Annotated in this window: 20 protein-coding genes; 7 read left to right on the top strand and 13 right to left on the bottom strand. The window is 68.3% G+C overall.

Annotated elements, in window-relative coordinates; all coding sequences use genetic code 11:
• Window positions 1-17: 17 nt before the first annotated feature.
• On the bottom strand, window positions 18-689 hold the full coding sequence (locus ABD912_RS20215; protein WP_345153735.1) for a DNA alkylation repair protein: 672 nt from the start codon (window positions 687-689) through the stop codon (window positions 18-20).
• Window positions 690-935: 246 nt separating this feature from the next.
• Between ABD912_RS20215 and ABD912_RS20210 the strand changes: the two genes are divergently transcribed.
• From ABD912_RS20210 to ABD912_RS20185, 6 genes are all read left to right on the top strand, one after another.
• Window positions 936-2,600 (top strand): ABC transporter substrate-binding protein, encoded by a 1,665-nt coding sequence (locus tag ABD912_RS20210; RefSeq protein ID WP_345153732.1) that lies wholly within the window; start codon window positions 936-938, stop codon window positions 2,598-2,600.
• A gap of 115 nt (window positions 2,601-2,715) precedes the next feature.
• The gene (gene trxB, locus ABD912_RS20205; protein WP_345153730.1) at window positions 2,716-3,660 is read left to right on the top strand and encodes a thioredoxin-disulfide reductase; all 945 of its coding nucleotides are present in this window, start codon (window positions 2,716-2,718) and stop codon (window positions 3,658-3,660) included.
• A gap of 57 nt (window positions 3,661-3,717) precedes the next feature.
• Window positions 3,718-4,041, top strand: coding sequence for a thioredoxin (trxA, locus tag ABD912_RS20200; protein WP_345153728.1), 324 nt, complete (start codon window positions 3,718-3,720; stop codon window positions 4,039-4,041).
• 357 nt (window positions 4,042-4,398) lie between these two features.
• Window positions 4,399-5,499 carry an ICP22 family protein gene (locus ABD912_RS20195; protein ID WP_345153726.1) on the top strand — a complete coding sequence of 367 codons (1,101 nt, stop codon included), beginning with the start codon at window positions 4,399-4,401 and terminating at the stop codon, window positions 5,497-5,499.
• Window positions 5,500-5,852: 353 nt separating this feature from the next.
• Window positions 5,853-6,977, top strand: coding sequence for an MFS transporter (locus ABD912_RS20190; RefSeq protein WP_345153724.1), 1,125 nt, complete (start codon window positions 5,853-5,855; stop codon window positions 6,975-6,977).
• Between the two features lie 259 nt (window positions 6,978-7,236).
• Window positions 7,237-8,058 carry an MBL fold metallo-hydrolase gene (locus tag ABD912_RS20185; protein ID WP_345153722.1) on the top strand — a complete coding sequence of 274 codons (822 nt, stop codon included), beginning with the start codon at window positions 7,237-7,239 and terminating at the stop codon, window positions 8,056-8,058.
• An 11-nt stretch (window positions 8,059-8,069) separates the two neighbouring features.
• Here ABD912_RS20185 and ABD912_RS20180 read toward each other — a convergent pair whose 3' ends face one another.
• The 8 genes from ABD912_RS20180 to ABD912_RS20145 form a co-directional block, all read right to left on the bottom strand.
• Window positions 8,070-9,095, bottom strand: coding sequence for a 6-phosphofructokinase (locus tag ABD912_RS20180; RefSeq protein WP_345153721.1), 1,026 nt, complete (start codon window positions 9,093-9,095; stop codon window positions 8,070-8,072).
• Window positions 9,064-10,065: a sugar phosphate isomerase/epimerase family protein gene (locus tag ABD912_RS20175; protein ID WP_345153720.1), complete on the bottom strand. Its 1,002-nt coding sequence runs from the start codon at window positions 10,063-10,065 to the stop codon at window positions 9,064-9,066. The genes ABD912_RS20180 and ABD912_RS20175 overlap by 32 nt, the downstream gene beginning before the upstream one ends.
• The gene (gene tal, locus ABD912_RS20170; RefSeq protein ID WP_345153718.1) at window positions 10,066-11,181 is read right to left on the bottom strand and encodes a transaldolase; all 1,116 of its coding nucleotides are present in this window, start codon (window positions 11,179-11,181) and stop codon (window positions 10,066-10,068) included.
• Between the two features lie 138 nt (window positions 11,182-11,319).
• Complete coding sequence (locus ABD912_RS20165; RefSeq protein WP_345153715.1) at window positions 11,320-11,976, bottom strand: nucleoside/nucleotide kinase family protein; 657 nt, start codon at window positions 11,974-11,976, stop codon at window positions 11,320-11,322.
• A complete protein-coding gene (locus ABD912_RS20160) occupies window positions 11,973-12,848 on the bottom strand; it encodes a sugar phosphate isomerase/epimerase family protein (protein ID WP_345153714.1) in 876 nt (291 codons plus the stop codon). Before ABD912_RS20160 ends, ABD912_RS20165 begins: the two co-directional genes overlap by 4 nt.
• Before the next feature lie 26 nt (window positions 12,849-12,874).
• On the bottom strand, window positions 12,875-13,633 hold the full coding sequence (locus ABD912_RS20155) for an ATP-binding cassette domain-containing protein (protein WP_345153712.1): 759 nt from the start codon (window positions 13,631-13,633) through the stop codon (window positions 12,875-12,877).
• On the bottom strand, window positions 13,630-14,610 hold the full coding sequence (locus ABD912_RS20150) for an ABC transporter permease (RefSeq protein WP_345153711.1): 981 nt from the start codon (window positions 14,608-14,610) through the stop codon (window positions 13,630-13,632). Before ABD912_RS20150 ends, ABD912_RS20155 begins: the two co-directional genes overlap by 4 nt.
• 69 nt (window positions 14,611-14,679) lie before the next feature.
• Complete coding sequence (locus ABD912_RS20145; RefSeq protein WP_345153709.1) at window positions 14,680-15,693, bottom strand: substrate-binding domain-containing protein; 1,014 nt, start codon at window positions 15,691-15,693, stop codon at window positions 14,680-14,682.
• A gap of 145 nt (window positions 15,694-15,838) precedes the next feature.
• On the opposite strand from ABD912_RS20145, the gene ABD912_RS20140 reads away from it, so the two are divergent.
• Window positions 15,839-17,077, top strand: coding sequence for an ROK family transcriptional regulator (locus tag ABD912_RS20140; protein ID WP_345153707.1), 1,239 nt, complete (start codon window positions 15,839-15,841; stop codon window positions 17,075-17,077).
• Window positions 17,078-17,595: 518 nt separating this feature from the next.
• On the opposite strand, the gene ABD912_RS20135 is transcribed toward ABD912_RS20140, so the two are convergent.
• From ABD912_RS20135 to amaB, 4 genes are all read right to left on the bottom strand, one after another.
• Window positions 17,596-18,351: an alpha/beta fold hydrolase gene (locus ABD912_RS20135; RefSeq protein WP_345153704.1), complete on the bottom strand. Its 756-nt coding sequence runs from the start codon at window positions 18,349-18,351 to the stop codon at window positions 17,596-17,598.
• A 280-nt stretch (window positions 18,352-18,631) separates the two neighbouring features.
• Window positions 18,632-21,592 carry an FAD-binding and (Fe-S)-binding domain-containing protein gene (locus ABD912_RS20130; protein WP_345153701.1) on the bottom strand — a complete coding sequence of 987 codons (2,961 nt, stop codon included), beginning with the start codon at window positions 21,590-21,592 and terminating at the stop codon, window positions 18,632-18,634.
• 36 nt (window positions 21,593-21,628) lie between these two features.
• Window positions 21,629-22,774, bottom strand: coding sequence for a Glu/Leu/Phe/Val family dehydrogenase (locus tag ABD912_RS20125; RefSeq protein ID WP_345153698.1), 1,146 nt, complete (start codon window positions 22,772-22,774; stop codon window positions 21,629-21,631).
• Between the two features lie 172 nt (window positions 22,775-22,946).
• The gene (amaB, locus tag ABD912_RS20120; protein ID WP_345153696.1) at window positions 22,947-24,476 is read right to left on the bottom strand and encodes an L-piperidine-6-carboxylate dehydrogenase; all 1,530 of its coding nucleotides are present in this window, start codon (window positions 24,474-24,476) and stop codon (window positions 22,947-22,949) included.
• Between the last annotated feature and the right edge of the window lie 6 nt (window positions 24,477-24,482).

Raw genomic sequence — 24,482 nt, 5'->3', positions numbered from 1 at the left:
GCTTCACCAAACCGGACTCAGGCCCCGCCCCGCCGGCCCACCATCTCGTTGATCCAGATCGGCGCGAATGGCGAGGTGCAGTTCGGGGGCGTCGGATAGTCCTTGAGCACCTCCAAGCGTTCGCCGATGTCGATGGCGCGGGCGCGGTGCCCCGGGTGCTCGATCCCGATCTGGGCCAGGGTGTGGTTCATCGCCCACTGCAGGCGGTCGGGGGCATCCTTCATCTGGGCCTCGATGGTGTCCAGCAGCCCGTCAAGGTCGAGCCCCTCGGGCTTCTTCGCCACCCGTTCGGTGGTCAGCGCCCAGCCGGCGCTCGCAACCACCGGATCCGGATCCGCGGTCCAGGCCACGCGCAGGTCCTCGGCGTGCGGGCTCTTCTTGACCACGTAGTTCACCAGCCAGTCGTGCACCTTGGGGGCGCGCGCCTGCCGCAGCATGGCGTCCAGCTCGTCACGTTCGAAGGCCTTCGGCCGGCAGATGAGCAGCGACAGGAGCCTGGCCGCGGTGTCCCCCGTCGCCCACAGCTCGCGCGCGAGGTCCTGCTGCGTCTTCAGCCGCTTCGCGACCGCGCGCAGGGCTCCGAGGTTCACGCCGTGGTCATCGCCGCGCTTCCCATTCGCCGCGCGCATCTTCGGATCCTCCAGCGCGGCCAGTTCGGCCATCACCTCGGCCACCGTCGCCTGTGCCATGCCGTCCCCCGATCCCTTATGTGTGGGACCCAGCCTACGGCCGGCTGCCGCTTTGAAGCCGCCGGCTCCCGGGGGCCTGACGGATCTCCTTCAAATGGGGCGGGTTCCCGGGCCCACTTGGACTTCTTCGGCCAGGGGGCCGCGTCACGTCCGCATGGCTGGCTCGCATCATCCGCGCTCCCCGGTAGCATGGGAAGAGCCATCCAGAGGGTGCTTCGCGCCCGCAACCACTCCCGGGAGGGAAACGTGTCGCAGTCCATCGACGTCGGAACCGTGCTCGGAGGCCGCTACAAGGTCACCGCGCTGGTCCTGACCTCTGCCGACGGCGACCTGGTCCTGGACGGCAGCGACCAGGTCCTGAATCGCCCGGTGAGCATCCTGGTGGCCTCCGCCTCCAACGCCAGCCAGGTCGCCACCAGCGCCCGTGAAATCGCCACCGGGGAGCGCTACGGGGCCATGCAGGTGCTGGACCTCGGCATCTCCGAAGGCAACACCTACCTCATCACCAACACGGCCAACCCGGCCGATCTTCTAGACCTGGTGATCCTGACCGACGGCCCCTACGTGGAGCCGTTCTACACGGACACCCTGGGCTCGGAGATCTTCGGGGTCTCCCGCTCCAGCGAGCCGCAGGTCTACGAGGACGACGACGAATACTACGAGGAACTGCTCGCCCAGGAGGAGAACCGGCCGGGCGTTATGGACCGCCTGCCGGAGATCAACCTCTCCGACAAGCTCTCCGGGCTGAAGTCCCGCTTCGGCAGGGGCCGCGATGCCGGCCTGCCGGAGTTCCCCGTGGCCGGTGCCGCCGCGGCGGCTTCGGCGCCGTCGGCTCCTGCCGCCCGCCCCGCTCCCCCGGCACCGTCCGCCCAGCCTGTTTCCTCCGCGCAGCCGGCTTCCTCCGTCCCGCCGGCTCCGGCCGCCCCGCCCACCGCCGCCGTGCGGTCCGCCGAGGCGGACTCCACCGGCGAACTGGAGGAGGTGGCGCCGCCCGCCGCGCCGGCCACCAGCCCCAAGGTCTCCCTGTGGACCGAGGAGGAGGAACGCCCGTCCGACGCCGAGGCACCGGTGCGCCCCGCGGCCCCGGCCGCACGGCCCGGCTCGGATCCCTTTGCCGGCGAGGCCATGAAACCGATCCGCAGCGGCGCGTCCTCGCGCAACGCGGCAACGTTCCCGGCCGCCGCGCGCGGCTACGTCGAGGAGCCCTCTGCCGAGCCCGACTACGACGGCTACGAGGACGAGGAGCCGGAAGAGGGCCGCAAGAAGATCACCCGCCTGATTGTCGGCGGCGTGCTCGGTGTGGTGCTGATCGTGGCCGTGGTGTTCGCCTTCAACGCGCTGTCCCCCAAGGATGCGGCCCCCGTGGCCGGCAACGGCGCTGCGACCTCGGAGTCCGGCAGCGCGCCGGCCTCCCCCACCGCCGAGGCCCCCGCGGGCACCGGCGTGAGCCCGGAGATCGCCGCCCTAACCCGCGTGGTGCCGGGCAACCAGCAGCTGAACGCGGAAACCGACGGCACCCTGGCCAAGGCCATCGACGGCAATTCCGCCAGCTACTACGCGACCTACTCCTACACGCAGCCGCAGTTCGGCGGGTTCGCCGCCAACATGGTCCTCGTGGTGAAGCTGGAGGAACTCTCCGACGTGTCCTCGGTGGAACTCTCCGGCCTCAACGGCACCGGTGGCGCCTTCGAGATCCGTGTCGGCGAAACGGATGACCTGGGGGCCTCCCGCGAGGTGTCCTCGGGCTCCTTCACGGGACCGGCCGTCACGGTTCCGGTCAGCGGCGAGGACGGCGGCGCGGCGCAGGCGCAGTACGTCTTCATCAACGTCACCGAGCTGCCGAAGCTGGCAGCCGGCGTCAACAGTTCCCGCCCGTACGGCCTGCAGGTGGCCGAGATCAAGGTCTCCTAGGTCCTGGCCCGGGAATAATGCCCGGCGCAACGCCGTTGTGCCGGGCAGACTCGTTCAACAACAGCCGGAACTGGCGCCTGTGCGCCGCCGGTCCCCAACGGAAGGTTCACGCCGCGTGGCCACTGAAGCAAACTCCGCCATCCGCAACGTCATCATCGTCGGATCCGGTCCTGCCGGGTACACCGCCGCGGTCTACACCGCCCGGGCGAACCTGGCTCCGCTGGTCGTCGCCGGATCGGTGACCGCCGGCGGCGAGCTGATGAACACGACCGACGTGGAGAACTTCCCGGGCTTCCCGGACGGCATCATGGGCCCGGACCTGATGGACAACATGCAGAAGCAGGCGGAGAAGTTCGGCGCGGAGATCCTCTTCGAGGACGTCGCCTCCGTGGACCTGGCCGGGGACGTCAAGAGCGTGACCCTGGCCAACGGGGACGTGCACCGGGCGCGCACCGTGATCGTGTCCACCGGCTCCGCCTACCGCGAGCTCGGCCTGCCCGACGAGAAGCGCCTCTCCGGCCACGGCGTGTCCTGGTGCGCAACCTGCGACGGCTTCTTCTTCCGCGACCAGGAGATCGCCGTCGTCGGCGGCGGCGACTCCGCGATGGAGGAGGCGATCTTCCTGACCAAGTTCGCCTCCAAGGTCACCGTGATCCACCGCCGCGACACCCTGCGCGCCTCCAAGATCATGGCCGATCGCGCCCTGCAGCACCCGAAGATCGAGTTCGCGTGGAACTCCGCGGTCACCGGGTTCGAGGGCAACGGCAAGGTCGCCGGCGTGAAGCTGCAGAACCTGGTCGACGGCACCGAGTCCGTGCTGGACGTCACCGGCGTGTTCGTCGCGATCGGCAACGACCCGCGCATCGAACTGGTCAAGGACCAGCTCGAGCTCACCGAGGCCGGCACCATCAAGGTCGACGGGCGCACCTCCAAGACCAGCCTCCCGGGCGTGTTCGCCGCCGGCGACGTCATCGACCCGACCTACCGGCAGGCGATCACCGCCGCCGGCTCCGGCTGCGTCGCCGCCATCGACGTCGAGCACTACCTGACCAACCACTAGCACGGTTGGCCGCGACGCGGCCTTCCGGCAACGAAATCCAGCAGAAAGGGGCCAGCCATGAGCCAGGCCAAGGACGTTACCGACGCAACCTTCCAGGCGGAGGTTCTGGAGGCCGAGAAGGCCGTCATCGTCGACTTCTGGGCTGAATGGTGCGGTCCGTGCCGCCAGCTCGGTCCGGTGCTTGACCAGATTGCCGCCGAGCACGCCGAGAAGGTCGACGTCGTGAAGGTCAACGTCGACGACAACCCGGGCATCGCCGCCAAGTACGGCATCACCAGCATCCCGGCCGTGTTCGTCTTCAAGGGCGGCGAGCACGTGGCCACCTCGATCGGCGCCAAACCCAAGCAGATCATCGAGCAGGAGTTCGCCGCCTACCTGTAAGGCGCGTTCCGGCCGAGATTCGGAAGAAAAGCAAGCGAAGAGGGGCTGCGGGATTTCCCGCAGCCCCTCTCTCGTGTCCTGGGGTTTGTTGCCAGACTCTGTGCGGGCACTATCGCACGCCTTCGGCAGGACCGCCAGCGGGCGTGTTTCTGCCATCGGACGCGTGTTTCAAGAGCCCCGCCGGGCTTCCCGGTGATCCGTGCACGAGAAGTCCCTTCCCGTCGCCTATGATCTTGCCTCGGGGGACTTTCGAGGGGGACATCAGGACCGCAGGCCGCACGCCGACCTCGCCTCCTTCACTCGTCTCGATGCGGTACACCCGCGCCCTTGAAAGGAAGCCAGCCCATGGGGTTGCGTATGCGTTCTGTCCTTGTTTCCGCCGGTGTCGGCGGGGCCCTGCTGTTGGGAGCGGGCCCGGCCCAGGCGGACCCCACCGCCTCCGACGCAGCCCCGCCGTCCGTGCAGCTGCAGCAGGTGGACGGTGTCCCCTCCCAGGACGGGGCCGAGGTGGCCGCCGCGGACCAGGCGGGCCTGGCCGAGACCGCCGTCGTGCTGCCTGCGGACGACGCGCCGGCGGCGGAGGTCCCCGCGGACACCCCGGATGGCGAGGGATTCCCCGAGGCGCCCGCACACGTGGAACTGGAGGACATCGGGTCCCCGAACGAGGAAGAATCGCTCCCGGCCGGCTACGGGGCTCTCGACCAGACGCCTGCGGACACGGGCGCAGCCGAGAGTGAGACCGACGGCGCGAGCGAACCGGGGAACGCGGATTTCGTGCCCGAGCAGACCGCCCAGACGCCGGCGGTCATCGAGGACGAAACGGCCGGCCCGCAGGCTTCGGTCGAAGAGGAAACCGATGTCCCCGCCATCGAGGACAGCGGCACCCCGGCAGCTGCACCGATCAAGATCGGTGACAGGTTCTTCTCCCCCGAAGACTTCAACATTCCCGCCGAGGTGGCGAACGATCCTGCCCTGATCGAGGAATGGTTCCTCGACGAGGCAAACCTGGACCTGCTCATGGAGTCGGAGGGGATGCTGTATCTGACGGACCTCATGACCGAACTGCTGCTGGCCGAGGATTGGGAAGGCCTCGAAGCCCTGTTCGTGGACCTGTTGGCCGGCGACGAGGAGGCCGCCGCGGAGCTCATGGACTGGATCTACTGGATGTACGAGTTCGCCGAGGAGGACGGGGAGGACACCGGTGCCGGATCGTCTCCCGGAGACACCGAGACCGAGGCCGAGGTTGTTCCCGCCGCCGTCGTGAAGCCTGCGGCCGGGAAGACGCCGGCGCGCGTGGCCGTCTCCGCGGCCGAGCAGGCCGCTCCCCAGGCCCTCCGCGCCGCCGCGTTGGCCGAAACCGGAGCCGGGGACACCGCCGCAATCGCAGCCGGCGGCTTCGCGCTGGTCCTCGCCGGCACCGCGCTGACCGTATGGCGGCGCCGCCTGGCCCGGGCCTAGCCGTCTGCACCCAGGTGGCGCCCCTCGGCATCCGGGGGCGCCACCTGGTTCGCGTGCAACCATTCCGTACCCAATCGGAGTTGGTTTCGCCCGACGCAACTCCCGTGGGTTGAGCCCCGAGAACTTAGGTTACGCAAAACAAAGGCTTCACAACTTGGGTCCGGTCTCGCCGCTCCATTTGGGTAGGGTCGAAGCATTCCCCCGGAGGCCCGATAGCGCGGCGCCGGTTCCCCCGGATTCCGGATGACCGATTGCCGCACCGGTCACGACCGAAAGGCAGTCACCGAAGGATGAGTACGCTCGGATACCTCGCTGCTTCGGTGCCCCCACGGCTGGCTTCCGCCGGTTCCGCCGTGGCCATCCCGATCCTGGCCGTGCAACAGATGGACGACGTTGGCCTGGGAGGTGCCCTGGTTGCCGTTTCACTCGGTCCGAGTGTCCTCGCGGCACCGTTTGTCGGTGCCGCCCTGGACCGGACCCGCCACCCCGGCATCCTGATCGCCGGCTCGGGTTTTCTTACCGCCGTCGCCTTTGCCGTGACCGCGTTCCTCGGCCAAATCGCTCTTCCCGTGGTGTTCGTATTCTTGGCGCTGGCCGGAGCGGTCGCACCGTTCTATTTGGGCGGGCTTTCAAGTTTTGTCGCAGAGGCGATCCCCGACCAGCGGCGCGCCTTCGCCTATGACGCGCTCTCCTACAACATGTCCGCGGTCGCAGGACCTGCCTTGGTCGCCGTCACGGCGCTTTTCTTTCCGGCCCAAGCCGCGCTCGGGGGGCTGGCCGTTGCCGCGGTTCTGGGTGCTCTCAGCACGGTGGCAATCGGGTTGCGGTCGCATGGCGCCGCAGGTGTTTCCGTCGGGCGGTCGGTCATTGATGGACTCGGCCACATCCTCGGGCACCGGCCCCTGGCCGTGGTGACCGGCGCATCCACCCTAAGCCAGGTGGGTCAGGGTGGGCTGGCAGTTGCCGCGGTGGCCCTTTCGCTCGAGCGGACCGGGGCACCGAGTGACGGAGCGCTGCTCGTCACGTCCTTCGCGATAGGCAGCCTCGTTGGAGCACTGTGCGAGACGGTCCGGCCCACGCGAGCCCGGCCTCCGGCCGTCATGATGGTGGGGTTTTTCGTCACCGGGCTGTTCACCGTCGCCGCCGCCCTGGACCTGGGGACGGCCTGGACGGTCGTCGCCATAGGCCTGTCGGGTGTCTTCACCGCATCCGCGACCACCGCCATGCTCCACCTCCGCAACCATCTGAGTCCGCCCCGCCTCAAGTCCCAGGTCTTCACGGTCGGAGCCGGCCTCCGAACGAGTGCCGCCGCGGCCGGTGCCGCGCTGGCGGGGTCCATGACGGGCCCCAACGGCGGCCTTACCGTGGCAGGAATCGGCCTCATTTGGGTTGTATCGGCCGGGCTGATGATCGCCTACCCGGCAATCGCGAAAAACAGCGAGCAACTGCCGGTGGACAGCAACCGATTGGATGCGTGACGGTTCGGCGAGACAGAAGGGACACCAGCCATCCGCGGCACCGCCACCTAGCCGCGTGCGGTGCTTCCGGCTAGCGTTGCAGACGTCGCGCCTCAGGGGCCGGTCCTGGGGCCATCTTCACGGAGGAAGCATGGCCAACCACACCTATGGCATCCCCGAGATCTCCGACTGGCAAGTCACCATCAAGCTCGGCTTCCGGCTCGAGACGACGTAGCCGCCGTGGGCCAGGGCCCGCCATCCTGACGAAGGAGTCAATGACATGCTCACCACCGACACGCTGGTTGGATCCGAAGCGAGCTTCATGTCCAGCGCCCACCTGATCATGGGGTCGGAGGACGCCGTCCTGGTCGACGCGCTGTTCGCAAAGAGCGACGCGCAGCGCGTTGTCGACTGGATCAAGGCCTCCGGCAAACGCCTCACCGCTGTCTACGTCACCCACGCACATCCCGACCATTTCCTGGGCCTTCCCGTGGTCCTCGAGGCGTTCCCGGACGCCCGGGCGGTCGCCCTGCCCGAGATCGTCGAGGAGATCAAGGAACTGGCGCCGACGTACCATCGGACCTACAAGCCCGTCTTCGGCGAAGACCTTGCCGACTCGTGGGTGATCCCCGAGCCGCTCACCGAGCCGTTCGTCGACCTCGAAGGAGAGCGGCTGCCCATCCTGCGGGTGGGCCCGGGCGAGGCGACGCAGTCCTCCGCGCTGTACATTCCGTCGGCCGGCGCGATCGCGACCGGTGACCAGATCTTCAACGGCGTCCACGTGTGGCTCGTCGAATACCGGCCGGAGGGCTCGCTTGCGGGCATCGAGACGCTCCGGTCGGCCGGTCCCTTCGGCACCGTCCTGCCAGGGCATGGTCCGGCGGGGGACGCTGGCCTGCTGGAGACCAACGAGGGATACATCCGCGCGTTCATGGCTGCCGCTTCCGCCGCCACGACGAAGGACGAGGGCGTGGCGGCCATGACGGAGCAGTACGGCGAGTACAGCATGCCCGTGATCCTCGATTTCGGCATGCAGGCGGCAGTGGAGGGGAAGTCCTACCCGGAGATCATGAACGCGTTCCTGTCCGGCGGCTCCCAGTAGCGCTTAGGCGGTCAGCCGAACAGCACGGCAGATTCCTCGTAGCGTCCTTCGGGCACGGTCTTGAGCTTGCCGAGGGCGTCGGCAAAGCCGGTCCGCACGATGTCGGTGCCCCGCAGGGCGACCATGGTTCCCCACGCTCCGGCGTGGGCGGCGTCGGCGGCGGCCATGCCCAGGCGGGTGGCCAGCACCCGGTCGTAGGCGGTGGGCACGCCTCCGCGCTGGATGTGCCCCAGCACGGTGGCGCGGGTCTCCAGACCGGTGCGCGCCTCGATTTCCGGGGCGAGCAGGTCGGCGATGCCGCCCAGGCGGGGCCGGCCGAAGGCGTCCAGACCGCGGTGGGAATGGGCGGCCTCGGCGCCCTCGGGCATAAAACCCTCCGCCACCACGACCAGCGGCGCCCGCCCGCGCTTGTGGGCGTCGGTGACCCATTCGGTGACCTGGTCCATGGACACCTTCCGCTCCGGAATCAGGATGGCGTGGGCGCCGGAGGCCATGCCGGCGTGCAGCGCGATCCACCCGGTGTGCCGGCCCATGACCTCGGCGACCATGCACCGGTGGTGGGATTCGCCGGTGGTGCGCAGCCGGTCGATGGCCTCGGTGGCGATCTGCACGGCGGTGTCGAAGCCGAACGTGTAGTCGGTCGCGTCGAGGTCGTTGTCGATGGTCTTGGGCACCCCGACGATCCTCAGGCCGGCCTCCGTGAGCCGCTTGGCCGCGGCCAGGGTCCCTTCCCCGCCGATGGCGATCATCGCGTCGATGCCGAGCCGCCGCATGTGGCCCTTGATGGCTTCGGGACCGCCGCCGTCGTCGCAGGGGTTGGTGCGGGAGGTTCCCAGGATGGTGCCGCCCTGCTTGGAGATGCCGCGCACCGAGGCGCGCGGCAGGTCGATGACGTCGCCCTCGACCACTCCGCGCCAGCCGTCGAGGAACCCGACGAATTCGTGCCCGTACTGCTTGATGCCGTTGAGCACCACTCCGCGGATCACCGCGTTCAGGCCCGGGCAGTCACCGCCGCTGGTGAGTATTCCGATCTTCATGTGCTCGTTCGATCCTCTGGGGTGGCTGGGTACGTGAGATGGGGCTGGCTGACAGGGCCAGGTGCTCCCGCAGGAAGGTTGCCGCGTGCCGGGCCACTTCGGCAGGGTCGTTCCAGGGATTGCGCCAAAGGCCGATGTCGTCGCGGGTGGCCGGGGAGACAATGTCCGAAGAGAAGGACTCGAAGGTCAGCGGCCCCTTGTAGTCCGTGGCGGCGAGGGCTTCGAACAGTCCTGGCCAGTCGATGGTTCCGGTTCCGAGCCGGCCGCGGTGGCTCTCGGCCATGTGGAGATAGCCAAGCAGTTTTCCGGCGTCCTTCACGGCATCGGCCTGCGACAGTTCCTCGATATTGGCGTGGTAGGTGTCGATGTGCAGCAGGACGTTGTCAGCGCCGCGTTGCTTCAGGTCGGTAATGAACGCTGCGGTCTGGGCAGCCGTGTTCAAGAGGTTGCTCTCGTAGCGGTTGACGTATTCAAGGCCGATCCGGATGTCCGCATCGGAAGCGGTCGCGGCAACACGGGTGAGGACGTCGAGCGAATTCGCGCGGGACGCTTCGGTGGCAGGGTGCGCGTATTTCGTCATGGCGGAGAACGTCACGCCCCCTACGTAGGATGCGCCGATTTCCCGGGCGAAGGCCACGGCCTCGAGGAGTTTCTCCTCGCCGCGGGCCGACACGGCAACGTCTTCGGTGTTGATGTCCGTTTCGGCGCCCAAGGCAAGGGATACGACGGCGTCGATTCCGTTGTCATCGAGCAGCGTCCGGGTCATGGCTGCACTGGCCGCCGTGCCGCGGTGGCTTGGCAGCGGGATCTCGATCAGGTCGAATCCGGCCTGGGCGCTGCCCTCGATCGCCGTTCGGGCTGAAGGGGCCGACCAGTCATGCACCCAGACCCCGGCGTGAACGCCGATCGGGTGCGGCGTTGAGGCCGCGGCGCGGACGAAAGGAATGCTGGGATCGAACGGTGCAGCCACTTAGGCGGTCTTCCGCGCGCCGGCGAGGGCGCCTTCGACGTCGGCCAGCAGTTCCTTCCAGCTGGCCACGAACTTCTCGAGGCCTTCGGACTCGAGGAGCGCCACGACGTCGTTGTAGGAAACGCCGAGCGCCTCGAGGGCGTTGAGGGTCTCGCGGGCTTCGTCGTAGGTGCCGGTGATGGTATCGCCGGTGACCACGCCGTGCTCGAAGGTGGCGTCGAGGGTCTTTTCCGGCATGGTGTTGACGACGCCGGGAGCTGCGAGTTCGGTGACGTAGAGGGTGTCCGGGTAGGCCGGGTCCTTCACGCCGGTGGAGGCCCACAGCGGACGCTGCGGCAAGGCACCGGCGTCGGCGAGCACCGCCCAGCGTTCGGTGGAGAACAGCTCCTCGTGGACCTGGTAGGCCAAGCGGGCGTTCGCGACGCCTGCCTTGCCCTTGAGCGCCCTGGCTTCCTCGGTGCCGATCTTGTCCAGGCGCTTGTCGATCTCGGTGTCCACGCGGGAGACGAAGAACGAGGCCACGGAGTGGATCCTGGAGAGGTCGTGGCCGTTGTCCCTGGCCTGCTCCAGGCCGGACTGGAAGGCGTTGATCACGGCACGGTAGCGCTCGAGGGAGAAGATGAGGGTCACGTTGACGCTGATGCCCTCGGCCAGGACCGCGGTGATTGCCTGCAGGCCTTCGACGGTGGCGGGGATCTTGATGTGCACGTTGTCCTTGCCGACCTTGCCGTGCAGGTGCTTGGCTTCGGCGATGGTGCCGGCGGTGTCCCAGGCCAGGCGGGGGTCCACCTCGATGGAGACGCGGCCATCGACGCCGTTGGTGGCTGCGGCGACCGGGGCGAAGAGATCGCAGGCATCGGCGACATCGGTGGTGGTGATCTCGAAGATCGCCGCCTCCAGGCTGGCGCCCTGGGCTGCCATTTCGGCGACCTTGGCGTCGTAGTAGTGGCCGGCGGTGATTGCGGCGTGGAAGATCGACGGGTTGGTGGTCACGCCCACGACGTTCTTCTCGTCGATGAGCCTCTGCAGCGAACCGCTGGACAGGCGCTCACGGGAGAGGTCGTCGAGCCAGATGGACACGCCGGCATCAGAAAGAAGCTGGGTTGGTGTAGTCAATCGTTTCTCCTGAAACTTCATGTGGTGTGCGGTTGGCGGGCCTGCTGCGGAGGGCTGGGGCGGAAAGTCCCGGCCGTTCCGTGGCGTGGTGCCGGGACCTTCCTGAGGTGCGGCCATGGAGGCTGCTGGCTTGCGCAGTTAGGCCGCGCCCACTTCTTCCAAGGTGACAATGAGGTCAGCGTCGGCCCGGGTTGCGCGGATCAGTTGCGCGTTCTTTTCATCGACGGTGGCCACCCAGGCCTCGGCCTCCGCCGGGCTCTTGCCGAATTCAACGTGTCGTTGGATGAGCCGCTGGATACGCAGGCTGTCGTCCTGTTCGCAGTACCAGATCTCGGTGCACTGGTTGCGCACTTTGCGCCATTCGGGACTGTCGAGGAGCAGGTAGTTTCCTTCGGTCAGGATCGTTGTGGCGGAAGGAAAGACGGGGATGACGCCGGCGATGGGTTGTTCGAGCGTCCGTTCGAATCCCGGGGCGTAGACCACCGCATCCCGCTCCGAGCGCAGCCGTTGAAGCAGCGCGGCGTATCCGTGGACATCGAAGGTCTCCGGGGCGCCTTTCCGGTCGAGGGTGCCAAGGCGGGTCAGTTCCTGGTCCGAAAGGTGGAAGCCGTCCATCGGGACGTGGGCGAATTCCTGGCTTTCGGGTTCCGGGGTGTCCTTGTTCAGTTCCGTGATGAGGCTTTCCACCAGGGTGGTCTTGCCGGCGCCTGGTACGCCGACCACGCCGATGACAACGGGCGCCTGCTTGGAGGCGTTCCTTTGCCTGATACGTGCGACCAGTTCTTCCAGGTTCATCGGACTGCGCGCGTGGAGTGCAGGTGGTTGGCCATGAACTCGCGGGCGTGAACGGCGAGGTCTTCGCCATCCGTCCACAGGTTCCGCCATACGGCCAGATCGTTGGACAGTCCCCGTGCGACGACGGCGGAGGAGAAACTTTCGAAGGTGATGGGGCCGCTGTAGTTGATGGCGGCCAGGGCGTGGAAGAACGACGTGAAGTCCAGGTGTCCTGATCCGAGGTAGCCGCGGTGGTTCTCGCCGATGTGGACGTACCCGAGCCGGTCGCCGACTTCGTAGACGGGAGAGACGAGGTCGTTTTCCTCGATGTTCATGTGGTAGGTGTCGAGGTGGATCAGGACGTTGTCCCGGCCGATGTCGTCGGCGAGCCGGAGGGCGTCGTGGGCGGTGTTGATGACGTTGGTTTCGTACCGGTTGCAGATCTCCAGGCCGAGGGTCATGGAGAGCTGGCCGGCTTCGTCGGAGAGGTCCTTCAGGACGCTGACGACGTTCGCCCGTCCCTTTTCAGTGATGGGTGCGCCGTACTTGCCCAGTGCGCTGAAGAGGGCCCCGGTGAAGTGGGTGCCGCCGAGGTCGTGAGTGATTTTCAGGGATTCCTGCAGGAGCTTCGCGCCGCGTTCGACGGTGGCGGTGTCGTCGCTGGAGACGTCCGCGTCGAAAGCCAGTCCGCGGGAGCAGACGACGCCGAGGTTGTTGGCTTCGAGCAGCTTGCGGGCCTTGTCCACGTCGAGGTTGAGGGAGTCGTGGAGGGAGAATTCCACGAGGTCGTAGCCGGCCTTGGCGGTGCTGGTGATGATCTTCTCGACGGATGCGTCGGTGGTGTCTCCTGCCCAGACGAGGGCGTGGACACCGAGGGAGTTGCTGTTCGTCATTGGAGTTTTTTCTTTCGGGTTCTTGGTTATTTGTCTCGGGAGCCGGTGATGAGGGAGACGATTTCGTCGCCGGTCGTTTCGATGGTGCGTCGTCCTGCGACGCACCGTCCGGCGCGCATGACCCAGACCTGGTCGCTGAGCCGCATGACCTGGCTGAAGTTGTGGCTGATCAGCAGGACGGAGTGTCCGTCGTCGCGCAGTTTGAGGATCAGTTCCTCGACCTTCGCCGTTTCCTGGACACCCAGGGCGGCGGTGGGTTCGTCCATGATGACCAGCTTGGAGCTGAAGCCGGCGGCCCGGCAGATGGAGACGGCCTGGCGCTGGCCGCCGGAAAGCCTGCGGACCTTGGATTTCACGGCGGGAACGTTGACGGCCAGGCTGGAGACCATGTGGTCGGCGGCTTCCTTCATGGCCTTGCGGTCAAGGAATCGGATGGGGCCGATGCCGCGCGTGATTTCGCGGTTGAGGAACAGGTTCTGCCAGACGGTCAGGTCATCGACCAGGGCAAGGTTCTGGTGGACGGTTTCGATGCCGGCTTCGCGGGCGTCTTCCGGGCTTCGGAAGTGCACGGGTTCGCCTTCGAAGGAGATCGTGCCCGACTGGGGCTTGTGGATTCCGGAGATGCAGCGGACGAGGGTGGACTTGCCGGCGCCGTTGTCCCCGACCAGTGCGGTGATTTCTCCGGCGGCCAGGGTCAGGTTGACGTTCTGCAGGGCCTTGACGCTGCCGAAAGCGAGGGAGACGTCCTGGACGTCGACGATGGAAGTGGCCTGTGTGGTGGTCATTTCTGGAACCTCGAAAGCAGGGCGGCGAGGATGACCACGACGCCGACAGCAAGGGGCTGGTAGAACTGCGAAACGTTCATCAGGGTGAGGCCGTTGGTGAGAACGGTCAGGAGCAGCGCGCCGACGATCGGGCCGAAGATGGAGCCGCGGCCACCGGTGAGGCTGACGCCGCCCAGGACGACGGCGGCGACCGAGTTCAGCAGGAAGGTGGTGTTGGCTGCCGGCTCGGACGCGCCGACACGGGCGATCAGGAGGATCGCGGCGATGCCCGCGAGGACCCCGGAGATCGTGTACACGGCGATCTTGATGCGGGCGGTGCTGATACCCGTTGCCTGCGCCGCTTCCTTGGAACCGCCGGTGGCGAACAGATGCGTTCCGAAGCGGGTCCGGAACAGGACGACGTGGGCAATGATCGCGACAACGGCTGCGACGATGAACGGGTTGCCGAAGATCAAAACGCCGTGGGTGGAGAAGTTGATCAGTTCGATGCTGGTGATCGAGATGGGTTTGCCGTCGGAGAGCACCAGGGCCAGGCCGGACGCGACCGAGAGCGTGCCCAGGGTGACGATGAAGTCGGTGATCTTGCCCTTGGCGACGAGGACGCCGTTCAGGATGCCGATCACGGCGCTGGTGGCAACGGCGGTGACCATGCTCAGCAACAGGCCCGCGCCTTGGGCATAGGCCATGCCGAACGCGACCACGCCCAGGGTCATCGTCGCCGCGACCGAGAGATCAATGCCATCGCTCAGGATCACGAAGGACTGCCCGATCGTGAGAACGATGAGGATGGAGGAGGCGATCAGGATGGACTGGATGTTGCCGACCGTCAGGAAGACCGGGCTCAGCGCGGTGAAGACGATGACCAGGCCGATCAGGCCGATGATGGCTGCATGTTCGGCCCACCAACTGATGCTCTTCACGTCCTGCTGCCAGCCGGCCGCAGCCTTGCGGGAGCGAGGACTACGGGGACTGTTCACGGGAGTGGACGTACCTTTTGTCTCGGTCGAGGGATTGTGTGAAATGGAGGACATAACGGGGATTCCCTGCTACTTCTCAAACGGATTTTCGAAGGGTTCAAAGGGGGCCGGCGCTGCCTTGATCGCATCCGCCACGTTTTCCTTCGTTACGAGTGCAACCGGTGCCTCGACCGATTCCGGCAGGCTTTCGCCTTCGGCGGCCGCCTTGCAGGCCTGGGCACCCATTTGGCCGATGGCGTAGGGGTACTGCGCGACGGTGGCGGTGAGCTCGCCGGACTCCACTCCCTTGAGGCCTTCGGGAACACCGTCAACGCTGATGATGGCAACCTTGCCGGTCAGGCCGGCGTTGGCCACGGCCCGCGCCACGCCGAGCCCCATCACGTCGTTGGCGACAAAGAAGCCCTTGATGTCGGGGTTCGCGCGCAGCAGGTCGCCGGCCTTGGTCAGTGCCACCTGCCGGTCCCAGTCCGCCGACTCGGTTTCCAGCACCTTGGCCTTCGTGCCGAGGCCTTCGGTGAAGCCTGCCACGCGGTTCTCGCTGGTGACGTCGCCGGCGATGCCGCCGATGACTGCGACCTTGTCCCCTTCGCTGACCAGCGTGGCCATTTGCTCGCCGGCGAGCTTTCCGGCGGAGATGTTGTCGGTGCCGATGTATGTGTCCGGAACAGCGTTCGCAGCCTTCGCGGCCGCCGGGTCGACAGGGCTGTCGATGTTCACGACGGTCTTTCCGGCCGCCTTCAGCCCGGCCACGCCCTGCAGCAGGTTGTTGCCGCTGATCGGGTTGATGATGAAGCACCCGTAGTCCTGCCCCGCCAAGGATGACAACCGGTCGGCCTGGCCGGACGTGTCGGTGATGTCTTGGGCGGCCTGCACCGTGATGCTGGAATCCTCTGCCTTGATGCCCTTTTCCATGTCCTGGAAGAACGGGTTGTCCAGGCCCTTGATCACCGCGGCGGTCTTGACCTGTCCCCCGCTGGCGCTGCTCTCTGCGGGCGTCCCTCCCATGTCGCTGCAGCCGGCAAGCGCCAGGATCCCGGCCGAAGCTGCCGCAACGAAAATGAGTGAGTTTCTGAGCTGTGGCATCCTTGCCCCTTTTGATTTTCAAAATCATATGAACGCTGAACTAACGATAAGTGATAGCGTAACTACGTGATGTGACCTACGCAACCCTTCTCAACAGCCGACGTTAAGATGGTCCGCAGGGCCAAGAAATGACGGAGATGGACAGATGACGAACACCCAAGGCGAAGCGGCTCCCGCAACGCTTGAGCCAACGACGGGGACTCTCGAGATCCTGGATCTGCTCCGTTCGGGAAAGGTGCTCACCAAGACGGAGATCGCGGCACGCACGGAACTGTCACGCTCGACCGTCAACCAGCGCCTCGACGCCCTTCTCGAGGCCGGACTGGTCATTCCGTCAGGAGCCGAATCAACGAAGGGCCGCCCCGCAGGTTCCTTCGCGTTCAACCGGACCGGCGGCTACTTCCTGGTCGCGGACATCGGCGCGACCGCAATGCGCATGGGCCTGTGCGACCTCACCGGGGCCATCCTTGATGAAATCGACCTGCCGATAGATGTCACGGACGGGCCAACCTCCGTACTTGGGAGGGTCAAGAAGGAATTTTCGGTGTTGCTGGACCGTGCCGGGGCAGGACCGGAATCCGTTCTGGGCGCTGGCGTCTCCGTTCCTGGCCCGGTTGATACGGACTCCGGCCAAGTCGTGCACCCGCCCATCATGACCGGCTGGGACGGGTACGACATTCCCGGCTCCCTCAGCAGCGTGTACAACTGCCCGGTCATCGTGGACAAGGACGCCAACGCCATGGCCTTCGGAGAGCAGCAATCCACCTACCCTGACGTGCGGCACCTGCTGATGGTGAAAATCGGTACCGGCGTCGGCTCCGGGCTCATCTCGGACGGCCGGCTCCACCGCGGCGCCGACGGCGCGGCCGGAGACATCGGCCACAACTATGTCTCCAAGCCCGCCGGCGTTGAAAGCGAACCGGAATGCAGATGCGGCAATACCGGGTGCCTCGAAGCCTATGCGGGAGGGTGGGCATTGGTCAGGGATCTCCGGGCCCAAGGCCAAGACGTCCAAAGCGTCGACGACGCGGTCCGGCTCCTGCGCATGGGCGAGCGGCATGCCGTGCGCCTGGCACGGACGGCGAGCCGTCTACTGGGTGAGGCCATCGCCGCTACGGTCAACCTCTTCAACCCGCAAGTGGTCGTGCTCGGCGGCCAGCTGGCCGCCGCGGAAGAGTACTATTTCGCCGGCATCCGCGAAGCGGTCTACCGGCGCTCACTTCCGTTGGCCACCCGACGCATCCGCATCGTGGGCTCGACACTGGAAAGCCAAGCCGGAGTCGTCGGAATCGCCTTGCTCGTGGCCCAAAGCGTCTTCACCCGTTACCCACTGCCACGCATCACTCCGTCCCCGGAACGGGCCCCCGCGCCTCGCTCCGCATGACGTTCTGACCAAGCGTGGCAGCTCGTGCCGGCACCTTAATCCCCGTCGGAGGCATGAGGGCAGCCACGGAAGTCCGCGGCCACGAGGGTCCACGCCCACGCGGTGGCTAACCGGGGTCGGCGCGCCTGTGCACCCATGGCCGGTTGGCCGCCGGGTGGAAGCTACCGGCCGGCCAGTGCCGCTGCTTCCCGGCGGCCGGCCGGAGCCTGCCGACCGCAGTGGGCGCACGTCAAGACGAAACGGCGCCCGAAGACCCATAGGGGGATGAAGAAGACCGTTAGCCTTGTCCCGTGTTCCCTCACCTCCTGCAGCGCGGACTGCCCACAGAAGCGGCAGGTCGCGGGGCCGCCGATGGATGCGCGGTGGAACGTATGCAGGCCGAAAATCAGGAACACGGCAGACCCCTCACAGTGAATCGGTCCATCATGGCCGGTCCCGTGCCGGGATGCCAAGGGTCCAGCCGTTCCGTCCACCCCTGGGGAAGGGCTTCGGATGTTTGGGCGTCCGGCATCCCGGCGCTATTTTTCGCGCGAGCGGGTCGCGAGCCGACGGCATAGGTCGGCTACCTGCGGCGCGGATTTCATCATCAGTACATGCGCCTCGCCGGGCACCTCGGCAGTGTCCGTGCCCGGCCTCAGCGCGGCGAGCTGCTCGACCCAGCGCCGGGGGACGATCGGGTCCTTGGCTCCCCGCGCGATAAGCAGGGGTGCCTCCACCGCGCCGATGGCGTCCTCGATGTGGTAGCCCAGCATGGACGGCGTGGTCTTCAGGTACCAGGACAGGCCGCAGCGGAAGCCGTAGTCGGTGAACACCAGGGCGTTCACCGAAGGCGGCTCGAGCAGGGTGTCTTGGCCGAGGCGGAATGTCTGGCGCCAGAAGCCCCGTTCGGCCGCGTAGTTGGTCGGCCCGAGCAGCACGACGCCGGACAGTCTCCGCCCGGCGAGGGCCATCTCCACGACGATCTGGGCGCCCATGGAATGGCCGACGAGGACGGGATTGTCCACCCCGAGCCGGTCCAGGACCGCCCACAGCACGCGGGCGTAGTCCGGGACGGACAGGCGGCGGTCCGGCTTGGGAGCCTGCCCGTGGCCCGGCAGGTCCACGCTGTGCACCAAGGCGTCCCGGGAAAGTTCCTCCGCCAGCGGACGGAAGTAGCGCGAGGAGGCCCCGAGGCCGTGGACCAAAACGTAGGTCGTGGATCCCGCACCGGACGTGTGGATGTGCGAAGTGGCCCCCTCGACGGCGATTTCGCGTTGTTCGGACGTCGGTGGCATGGTCCGGTTTCTCCTTCGGTAGGGTCCTCATCGTAGAGCACCGTCCCGTACCGCCGCCCTGCCCCCCCTTGCCGGTGGCTTGGCAGTGTTTGTTAGTTGTGCGGTTCTAGTCGGTTTCGGGTCCCCAGCAGTACGGACAGTCCGGTTCGGGCGGGCCGACTTGGCATCCTGTGCCGGGGTCCTGCACGGGGTCGGGGTTCCGGGCCACGGTGGGTGGATCGATGGTGAGGCGGGTGGACATGTCGTGTTCCCTTCGGGTCGGGCCGCGGATTCGGCAGCTTCACTTTCCGTGCGGGCCCATTTCCAGGGCGTCCGCGATCACTTGGACCAGATGCCTCGAGTCCAGCCCGGCGAGGTCGGCGACCTGGGTGCGGCAGCTGAAGCCGTCGGCCATGATCGCGCGGTCCGGGGCCGCGGCGGCCTTGCGCAGAATGCCGTCCTGGGCGATTTTCTCCGAGATCTCGTAGTGGCCCTTCTCCATGCCGAAGTTCCCGGCGAGGCCGCAGCAGCCGCTGGAGACCTCGACGTCGCAGCCCATGTCCCCGAGCAGGGCCAGGTCCTGTTGGTAGCCCATGACCGAGTGCTGGTGGCAGTGCGGCTGGACCAGCAGCTTCTCCGCGGCGGCTGGCGGCGTCCACTCGATGGAGCGCAGGAACTCCGCCACGGTCTTCGTCGCCCGGGAAACTTCGGCCGATCGCGGGTCGCCGGGCAGCAGTTCCACCAGGTCCGAGCGCAGGACGGCGGTGCAGGAGGGCTCCAGCCCCACAACGGTCCGGCCCGCCGCGACGTGCGGGTGCAGGACGTCCAGCGTCTTGGCCAGCTTCGCCTTGGCTGCGGTCAGCTGGCCCGTGGTGATCAGCGTCAGCCCGCAACAGGCCCCCGGCCCGGCGAGTTGCACGTCGCAGCCGGCCGCGCGAAGCACCTTCACCGCGGCCAGCGCGACGTCCGGGCCCATCGCGTCGGAGAACGAATCCACCCACAGCAGGACGGGGTGATCTCCTGTCGGCCCTTCGGCAACCCCGGCCGCGTCATCCCCAACGGGCTTCCCCATTGCGGCGACTGGTTTCCCGGGGGCCACCGCGACCGGTGCCGCCCCGAGTGACCGGAAGGGCTTGGCCGGGAACACCGGAAGGCCGCGGCGCGGGTCCGCGCCGGCGAGCCGCATCATCAGCCGGCGCAGCGGGCCGACCTTGGCGACCGCGTTGACAAGCGATCCGAACGGTCCGACCAGCCGCAGCCACTGCGGCAACCGCCCGAAGGTGTAGTGCGCCAGCGGCCGGAGCCTGCCCTTGTAGGTCTGGTGCAGCGCCTCGGACTTGAACATCGCCATGTCGATGCCGGTGGGGCAGTCGTTGGCGCAGGCCTTGCAGCTCAGGCACAGGTCCAAGGCGTCGTGGACCTCCGGGGAGGACCAGCCCAGGGTGACGATCCCGCCGTTGAGCATCTCCTGCAGCACGCGCGCCCGTCCCCGGGTGGACTGCTCCTCGTCCCGGGTCGCCTGGAAGGAGGGGCACATGAACCCACCCTGCTCGCGCAGGTCCGCGCGGCACTTGCCGACGCCCACACAGCGGTGCAGCGAGTCGGTGACGTTGCCGGCGTCGTGCGCGAACGCGAACCCGTCGCTCGCGCGCAGTTCCACCGCCTGCGGCCGGCGCAGCGAGGCGTCCATCGGTTCCGGGTCCACCACCACGCCCGGGTTGAGCATGTTGTGCGGGTCGAACAGCGCCTTGAACCCGGCGAACGCGGCGATGGCTTGGGGCGAATACATGGTGGGCAGCAGCTCGCCGCGGGCCCGCCCGTCCCCGTGTTCGCCGGAGAGCGAGCCGCCGTAGCGGGCCACGAGCTCCGCGGCGGCTTCAAGGAAGCCGCGCATCGCGGCGCCGTCGTGCCCCAGCGGGAAGTCGATGCGCAGGTGCACGCAGCCGTCGCCGAAGTGCCCGTAGGCCAGGCCGGAGAGCCCGCGTTCGTCCATGAGGGCGGTGAGGTCCCGCAGGTAGTCGCCGAGGTGCTCGGGCGGGACGGCGGAGTCCTCCCAGCCCGGCCAGGCCTGGGCGCCGGCGGCGGTGCGTCCGGCCAGCCCGGCGCCGTCAGCGCGGATCTGCCAGAGCCGGGTGGCATCCGGACCGGAGGGCAGCACGACGGCGTCCAGTGCGCCCGCGTCCGCCACCATCGCCTGGGCCGCGGCGAGGGCCTCGGCGTTCGTCGCGCCTCCGACCTCCACCATCAGCCACCCCTCCCCCGCAGGCAGCGCGGGCATGGACCCGCCGGCCGGAGAGCGGCGCACCGTCTCCACGAGTGCCGCGTCCAGGCCCTCGAGGGCGAGCGGCCGGTGCGGCAGCAGGGCCGGGACGGCGTCTGCCGCGCTGGCCATGTCCGGGTAGCCCAGCACCGCGAGGGCCGGGGCGGCGGAACGCGGGACCAGGTCCAGCTCGGCCTCCAGGATGATCCCGCAGGTGCCCTCGGTCCCGGCGAGCGCGGCGGCGAGGTTGCGCCCGTTCTCCGGCAGCAGGTGCTCCAGGCTGTAACCGGAGATCTGCCGGCCGAACCGCCCGAACTCGGTGCGGATGGTCTCGAGGTTCGCCAGCACGAACTGTTCCAGGCCCGGGACGGCGTCCACGGAGTCGCGGCCGGCGCCGAGGTCCAGGACCTCTCCGGTTCCGGTGAGCCAACGCAGCCGGCGCACGTTGTCCGCCGTCCGTCCGTAGGCGAGTCCGTGGGGACCACACGCGTTATTGCCGATCATCCCGCCGAGCGTGCAGCGCGTGGCGGTGGACGGGTCCGGCCCGAAGCGCAGCCCGTGCGCGGCCGCGGCCGCCTGCAGGTCAGCGAGCACCACGCCGGGCTGCACGGTGGCGGTCCGCGCCTCCGGGTCGATCGAGATGATCCGGTTCAGGTGCCGGCTCACGTCCAGCACCAGGCCGGGCCCGACGGCATTGCCGGCGCAGGAGGTACCGCCCCCGCGCACGGTGACGGGCAGCCCGTGCCGCGCCGCGATGCGCACCGCGGCGACGACGTCGGCCTCCGTGCGCGGCATGGCCACGACCTGCGGGGGGACCCGGTAGTTGGAGGCGTCGGTGGTGTACTGGGCCAGCCGCAGGGGGCTGGCGTCGACCTCGCCCTCCAGCGCTTCGCCCAACTCGCGGACGACGGCGTCGATGTCCAGCCGCCCGGCGGGCAAAGCGGTGTTGCCGTTCGCCTCCGTCCGGCCGCCGCCGGCCTTGACCTCCACGTCGCTTGTCACTGTCTCGGCTCCTTCTGGCAGGCTATTAGGCGGGGCTCAGGCGTTCACGGGCAGCGGCTTGCCGCGCAGCTGCATGGCCCGCTTCACCCGTTCCTGTGCGAGGGCCCGGGCGGCCTCGTGGCTGGTGCCTCCGCGGCGTTCGGTCTCCTCCAGCACCTGCAGCGTGTTGGCGCGCAGCTTGCTGGACACGGTCTCGAAGATCTGCCCGGTTTCCGGACGGAACGCGGAGTGGCGGGCGTCCATCGCGAACGCGGCCGAGACCACGCCGCCGGCGTTGGCGACGAAGTCCGGGACCACGGTGACCCCGGCGTCGCGCAGCACGGCCTGCGCCTCCTCGCTGGTGGGCAGGTTGGCGCCCTCGACCAGCAGCCGGCCCTTGATGTTTCCGGCGTTGGAGGCATCGATGACGTCCTGCAGCGCGGCGGGCACCACGATGTCCGCGTCGACGAACAGCTCGGTCCCGGCCTCGATCTTCAGCTCCGGCAGCGCGCTGACGAACGCGTCGCCAAGCTCCCGGCGCAGCTCCAGCAGCGCAGGGATGTCCAGGCCGTTCGGGTCGTGCAGGGCGCCGGCGGCGGTGGACACGGAGACCACTTGGTAGCCCAGGGCGTGCAGCCGCTCGGCGGCGGCGTGGCCGACGGCCCCGAAGCCCTGCAGGGCCACGCGCCGTCCCGCCAGCGCGGTGGCCTCGGCGGCCTGGTCCACGGCCTCGGCCACCCCGTAGCCGGTGATGCCGAGCTGGTCGTACGGGATCCCGCCAAGCTCGTACGGGGTGCCTACGGCGGCGCCGCGGGTCCCGAGCTCGTCGTTGATGATCGCGGCGTCGTTCTCCGTCAGGCCCATGTCGAGCCCGAACACGTACTCCTCCGGGACCTCGTTCCGCAGCCGGCGGACGAACGCCCGCAGGATCTCCTCCTTGTGGGGAGACGCGGGATCGGCCTGGATGCCGGCCTTGGCGCCGCCGTAGAAGAGGTCCACCCCGGCCCACTTCCACGTCATCACGCGGGCCAGCCGGGCGATCTCGTCCACGGACACGGTGGGTTGCATCCGGGTGCCTCCCTTGCCGATGCCTCGGGCGGTGTTGTCGATGACCAGAACGCCCTTCATGCCCGTCTTCGCATCGCTGACGGCCACGATCTTTTCCGGTCCCCACTCGTCCATCAGGTCGAATACATTGGCCACGCTGGTTGCTCCTTGGTCGCGCTGGAATACTCGTTGTGGTGCTGGGCCGGCCCGCAGGCCAGCGGTGGTGCAGGTCAGACGGCGCGCCCGCCGGTGGGCCGAGGCGCCGCCTGGCTGCCGGGGGCCGGCGTCCCGGGGGTCCAGGACCTCGGGGACGCCGGCGCTGGAGGGGCTAGATGAACTCGACGCCCTGGGCGAGCGGCAGCCGGCCCGAGTAGTTCACCGTGTTGGTGGCCTGGCGCATGTACGCCTTCCAGGAGTCGGAGCCGGACTCGCGTCCGCCGCCGGTCTCCTTCTCGCCGCCGAACGCGCCGCCGATCTCGGCGCCGGAGGTGCCGATGTTGACGTTGGCGATGCCGCAGTCGGATCCGGAGGCGGAGATGAAGCGCTCGGCCTCGGCCTGGTCCTGGGTGAAGATCGCCGAGGACAGGCCCTGCGGGACGGCATTGTGCGTCTCGATCGCTTCGTCGAGGTCCGTGTAGGTCATGACGTAGAGGATCGGGGCGAACGTCTCGTCGTGGACCACGGCGCTCTGCTCCGGCATCCGCACGATCGCCGGCTCGACGTAGTAGGCCTCGGGGAACTCGTCCGCCAGCACCCGATTGCCGCCGGTAAGCACCGTGCCGCCCTGGGCCTGGGCGTCGGCCAGCGCCTGCTGCATGGCACGGTAGCTGCCCTCGTTGATCAGCGGACCGACGAGGTTCTTCTCCTCCAGCGGGGTGCCGATGCTCAGCGTGCCATAGGCGGCGACGAGCTTCTCGGTGAGCTGGTCGACGACGGACTCGTGAACGATCAGCCGGCGCATGGAGGTGCAGCGCTGCCCGGCGGTGCCGACGGCGGCGAACACGATCCCGCGCAGCGCCAGGTCCAGGTCGGCGCTGGGGGTGATGACGGCGGCGTTGTTGCCGCCGAGTTCCAGGATCACGCGGCCGAAGCGTTCGGCGACCTGCGGGGCGATCTCCCGGCCCATGCGCACCGAGCCGGTGGCGGAGACCAGGGCCACGCGCGGGTCCTCGACAAGCTTCTGTCCGCCGACGCGGTCGGTGATCAGGAGGCGGTGGATGTCCTTCGGAGCGCCGGACTCGGCGACCGCGCGGGCCAGCAGGGCGTCCGCGGCCAGCGCGGAGAGGAACGTGATGCCCGAGGGCTTCCAGACCACGGTGTCCCCCGCGATGAAGGCCAGCGCCGTGTTCCAGGAGTACACGGCGACCGGGAAGTTGAACGCGGAGATGACGCCGACGACGCCCAGCGGGTGCCAGGTCTCCATCAGGCGGTGTCCCGGGCGCTCGGAGGGCATGGTCTTGCCGTAGAGCATGCGGGACTGCCCGACGGCGAAGTCGCAGATGTCGATCATTTCCTGGACCTCGCCGAGGGCCTCAGAGGTGATCTTGCCGGCCTCGGCCTGCACGATGTTCGCCAGGTCCTGCTTGTGCTCGGTGAGCAGTTCCCCCCAGCGCTTGACGACGTTGCCGCGCACCGGAGCCGGGACGTCGCGCCAGGTCTTGAACGCCTCGTGGGCCGCGGCGATGGCGCCGTCCACCTCTTCGCCCGTGGTGGTGCGCAGGCCGGCGAGGCGTTCGCCGGTGAGCGGGGAGACGGCGTCGTGGTCGGTGCCGTAGGCGGACTCGGGGACGCCGCAGGCCTGGAGGGAAGCGCGGACGCGGGAGGCGAGCTCGGTGGTTTCGGTCTGGGTCAGGGTCATTTGGTG

The organism is Arthrobacter ginkgonis (assembly GCF_039540195.1).
Taxonomy (GTDB): Bacteria; Actinomycetota; Actinomycetes; order Actinomycetales; family Micrococcaceae; genus Zafaria; species Zafaria ginkgonis.
The sequence above is the reverse complement of the archived record's forward strand: the minus strand, read 5'-3'. Positions and strand labels throughout refer to the sequence as shown.

Excerpts from the sequence above, each read along its gene's own strand:
- ABD912_RS20215 (WP_345153735.1), bottom strand. The coding sequence starts at position 689 with ATGGCACAGGCGACGGTGGCCGAGGTGATGGCCGAACTGGCCGCGCTG.
- trxA (WP_345153728.1), top strand. The coding sequence starts at position 3,718 with ATGAGCCAGGCCAAGGACGTTACCGACGCAACCTTCCAGGCGGAGGTT.
- ABD912_RS20195 (WP_345153726.1), top strand. The coding sequence starts at position 4,399 with ATGCGTTCTGTCCTTGTTTCCGCCGGTGTCGGCGGGGCCCTGCTGTTG.
- ABD912_RS20185 (WP_345153722.1), top strand. The coding sequence starts at position 7,237 with ATGCTCACCACCGACACGCTGGTTGGATCCGAAGCGAGCTTCATGTCC.
- ABD912_RS20180 (WP_345153721.1), bottom strand. The coding sequence starts at position 9,095 with ATGAAGATCGGAATACTCACCAGCGGCGGTGACTGCCCGGGCCTGAAC.
- ABD912_RS20165 (WP_345153715.1), bottom strand. The coding sequence starts at position 11,976 with ATGAACCTGGAAGAACTGGTCGCACGTATCAGGCAAAGGAACGCCTCC.
- ABD912_RS20160 (WP_345153714.1), bottom strand. The coding sequence starts at position 12,848 with ATGACGAACAGCAACTCCCTCGGTGTCCACGCCCTCGTCTGGGCAGGA.
- ABD912_RS20155 (WP_345153712.1), bottom strand. The coding sequence starts at position 13,633 with ATGACCACCACACAGGCCACTTCCATCGTCGACGTCCAGGACGTCTCC.
- ABD912_RS20145 (WP_345153709.1), bottom strand. The coding sequence starts at position 15,693 with ATGCCACAGCTCAGAAACTCACTCATTTTCGTTGCGGCAGCTTCGGCC.
- ABD912_RS20140 (WP_345153707.1), top strand. The coding sequence starts at position 15,839 with ATGACGAACACCCAAGGCGAAGCGGCTCCCGCAACGCTTGAGCCAACG.
- ABD912_RS20135 (WP_345153704.1), bottom strand. The coding sequence starts at position 18,351 with ATGCCACCGACGTCCGAACAACGCGAAATCGCCGTCGAGGGGGCCACT.
- amaB (WP_345153696.1), bottom strand. The coding sequence starts at position 24,476 with ATGACCCTGACCCAGACCGAAACCACCGAGCTCGCCTCCCGCGTCCGC.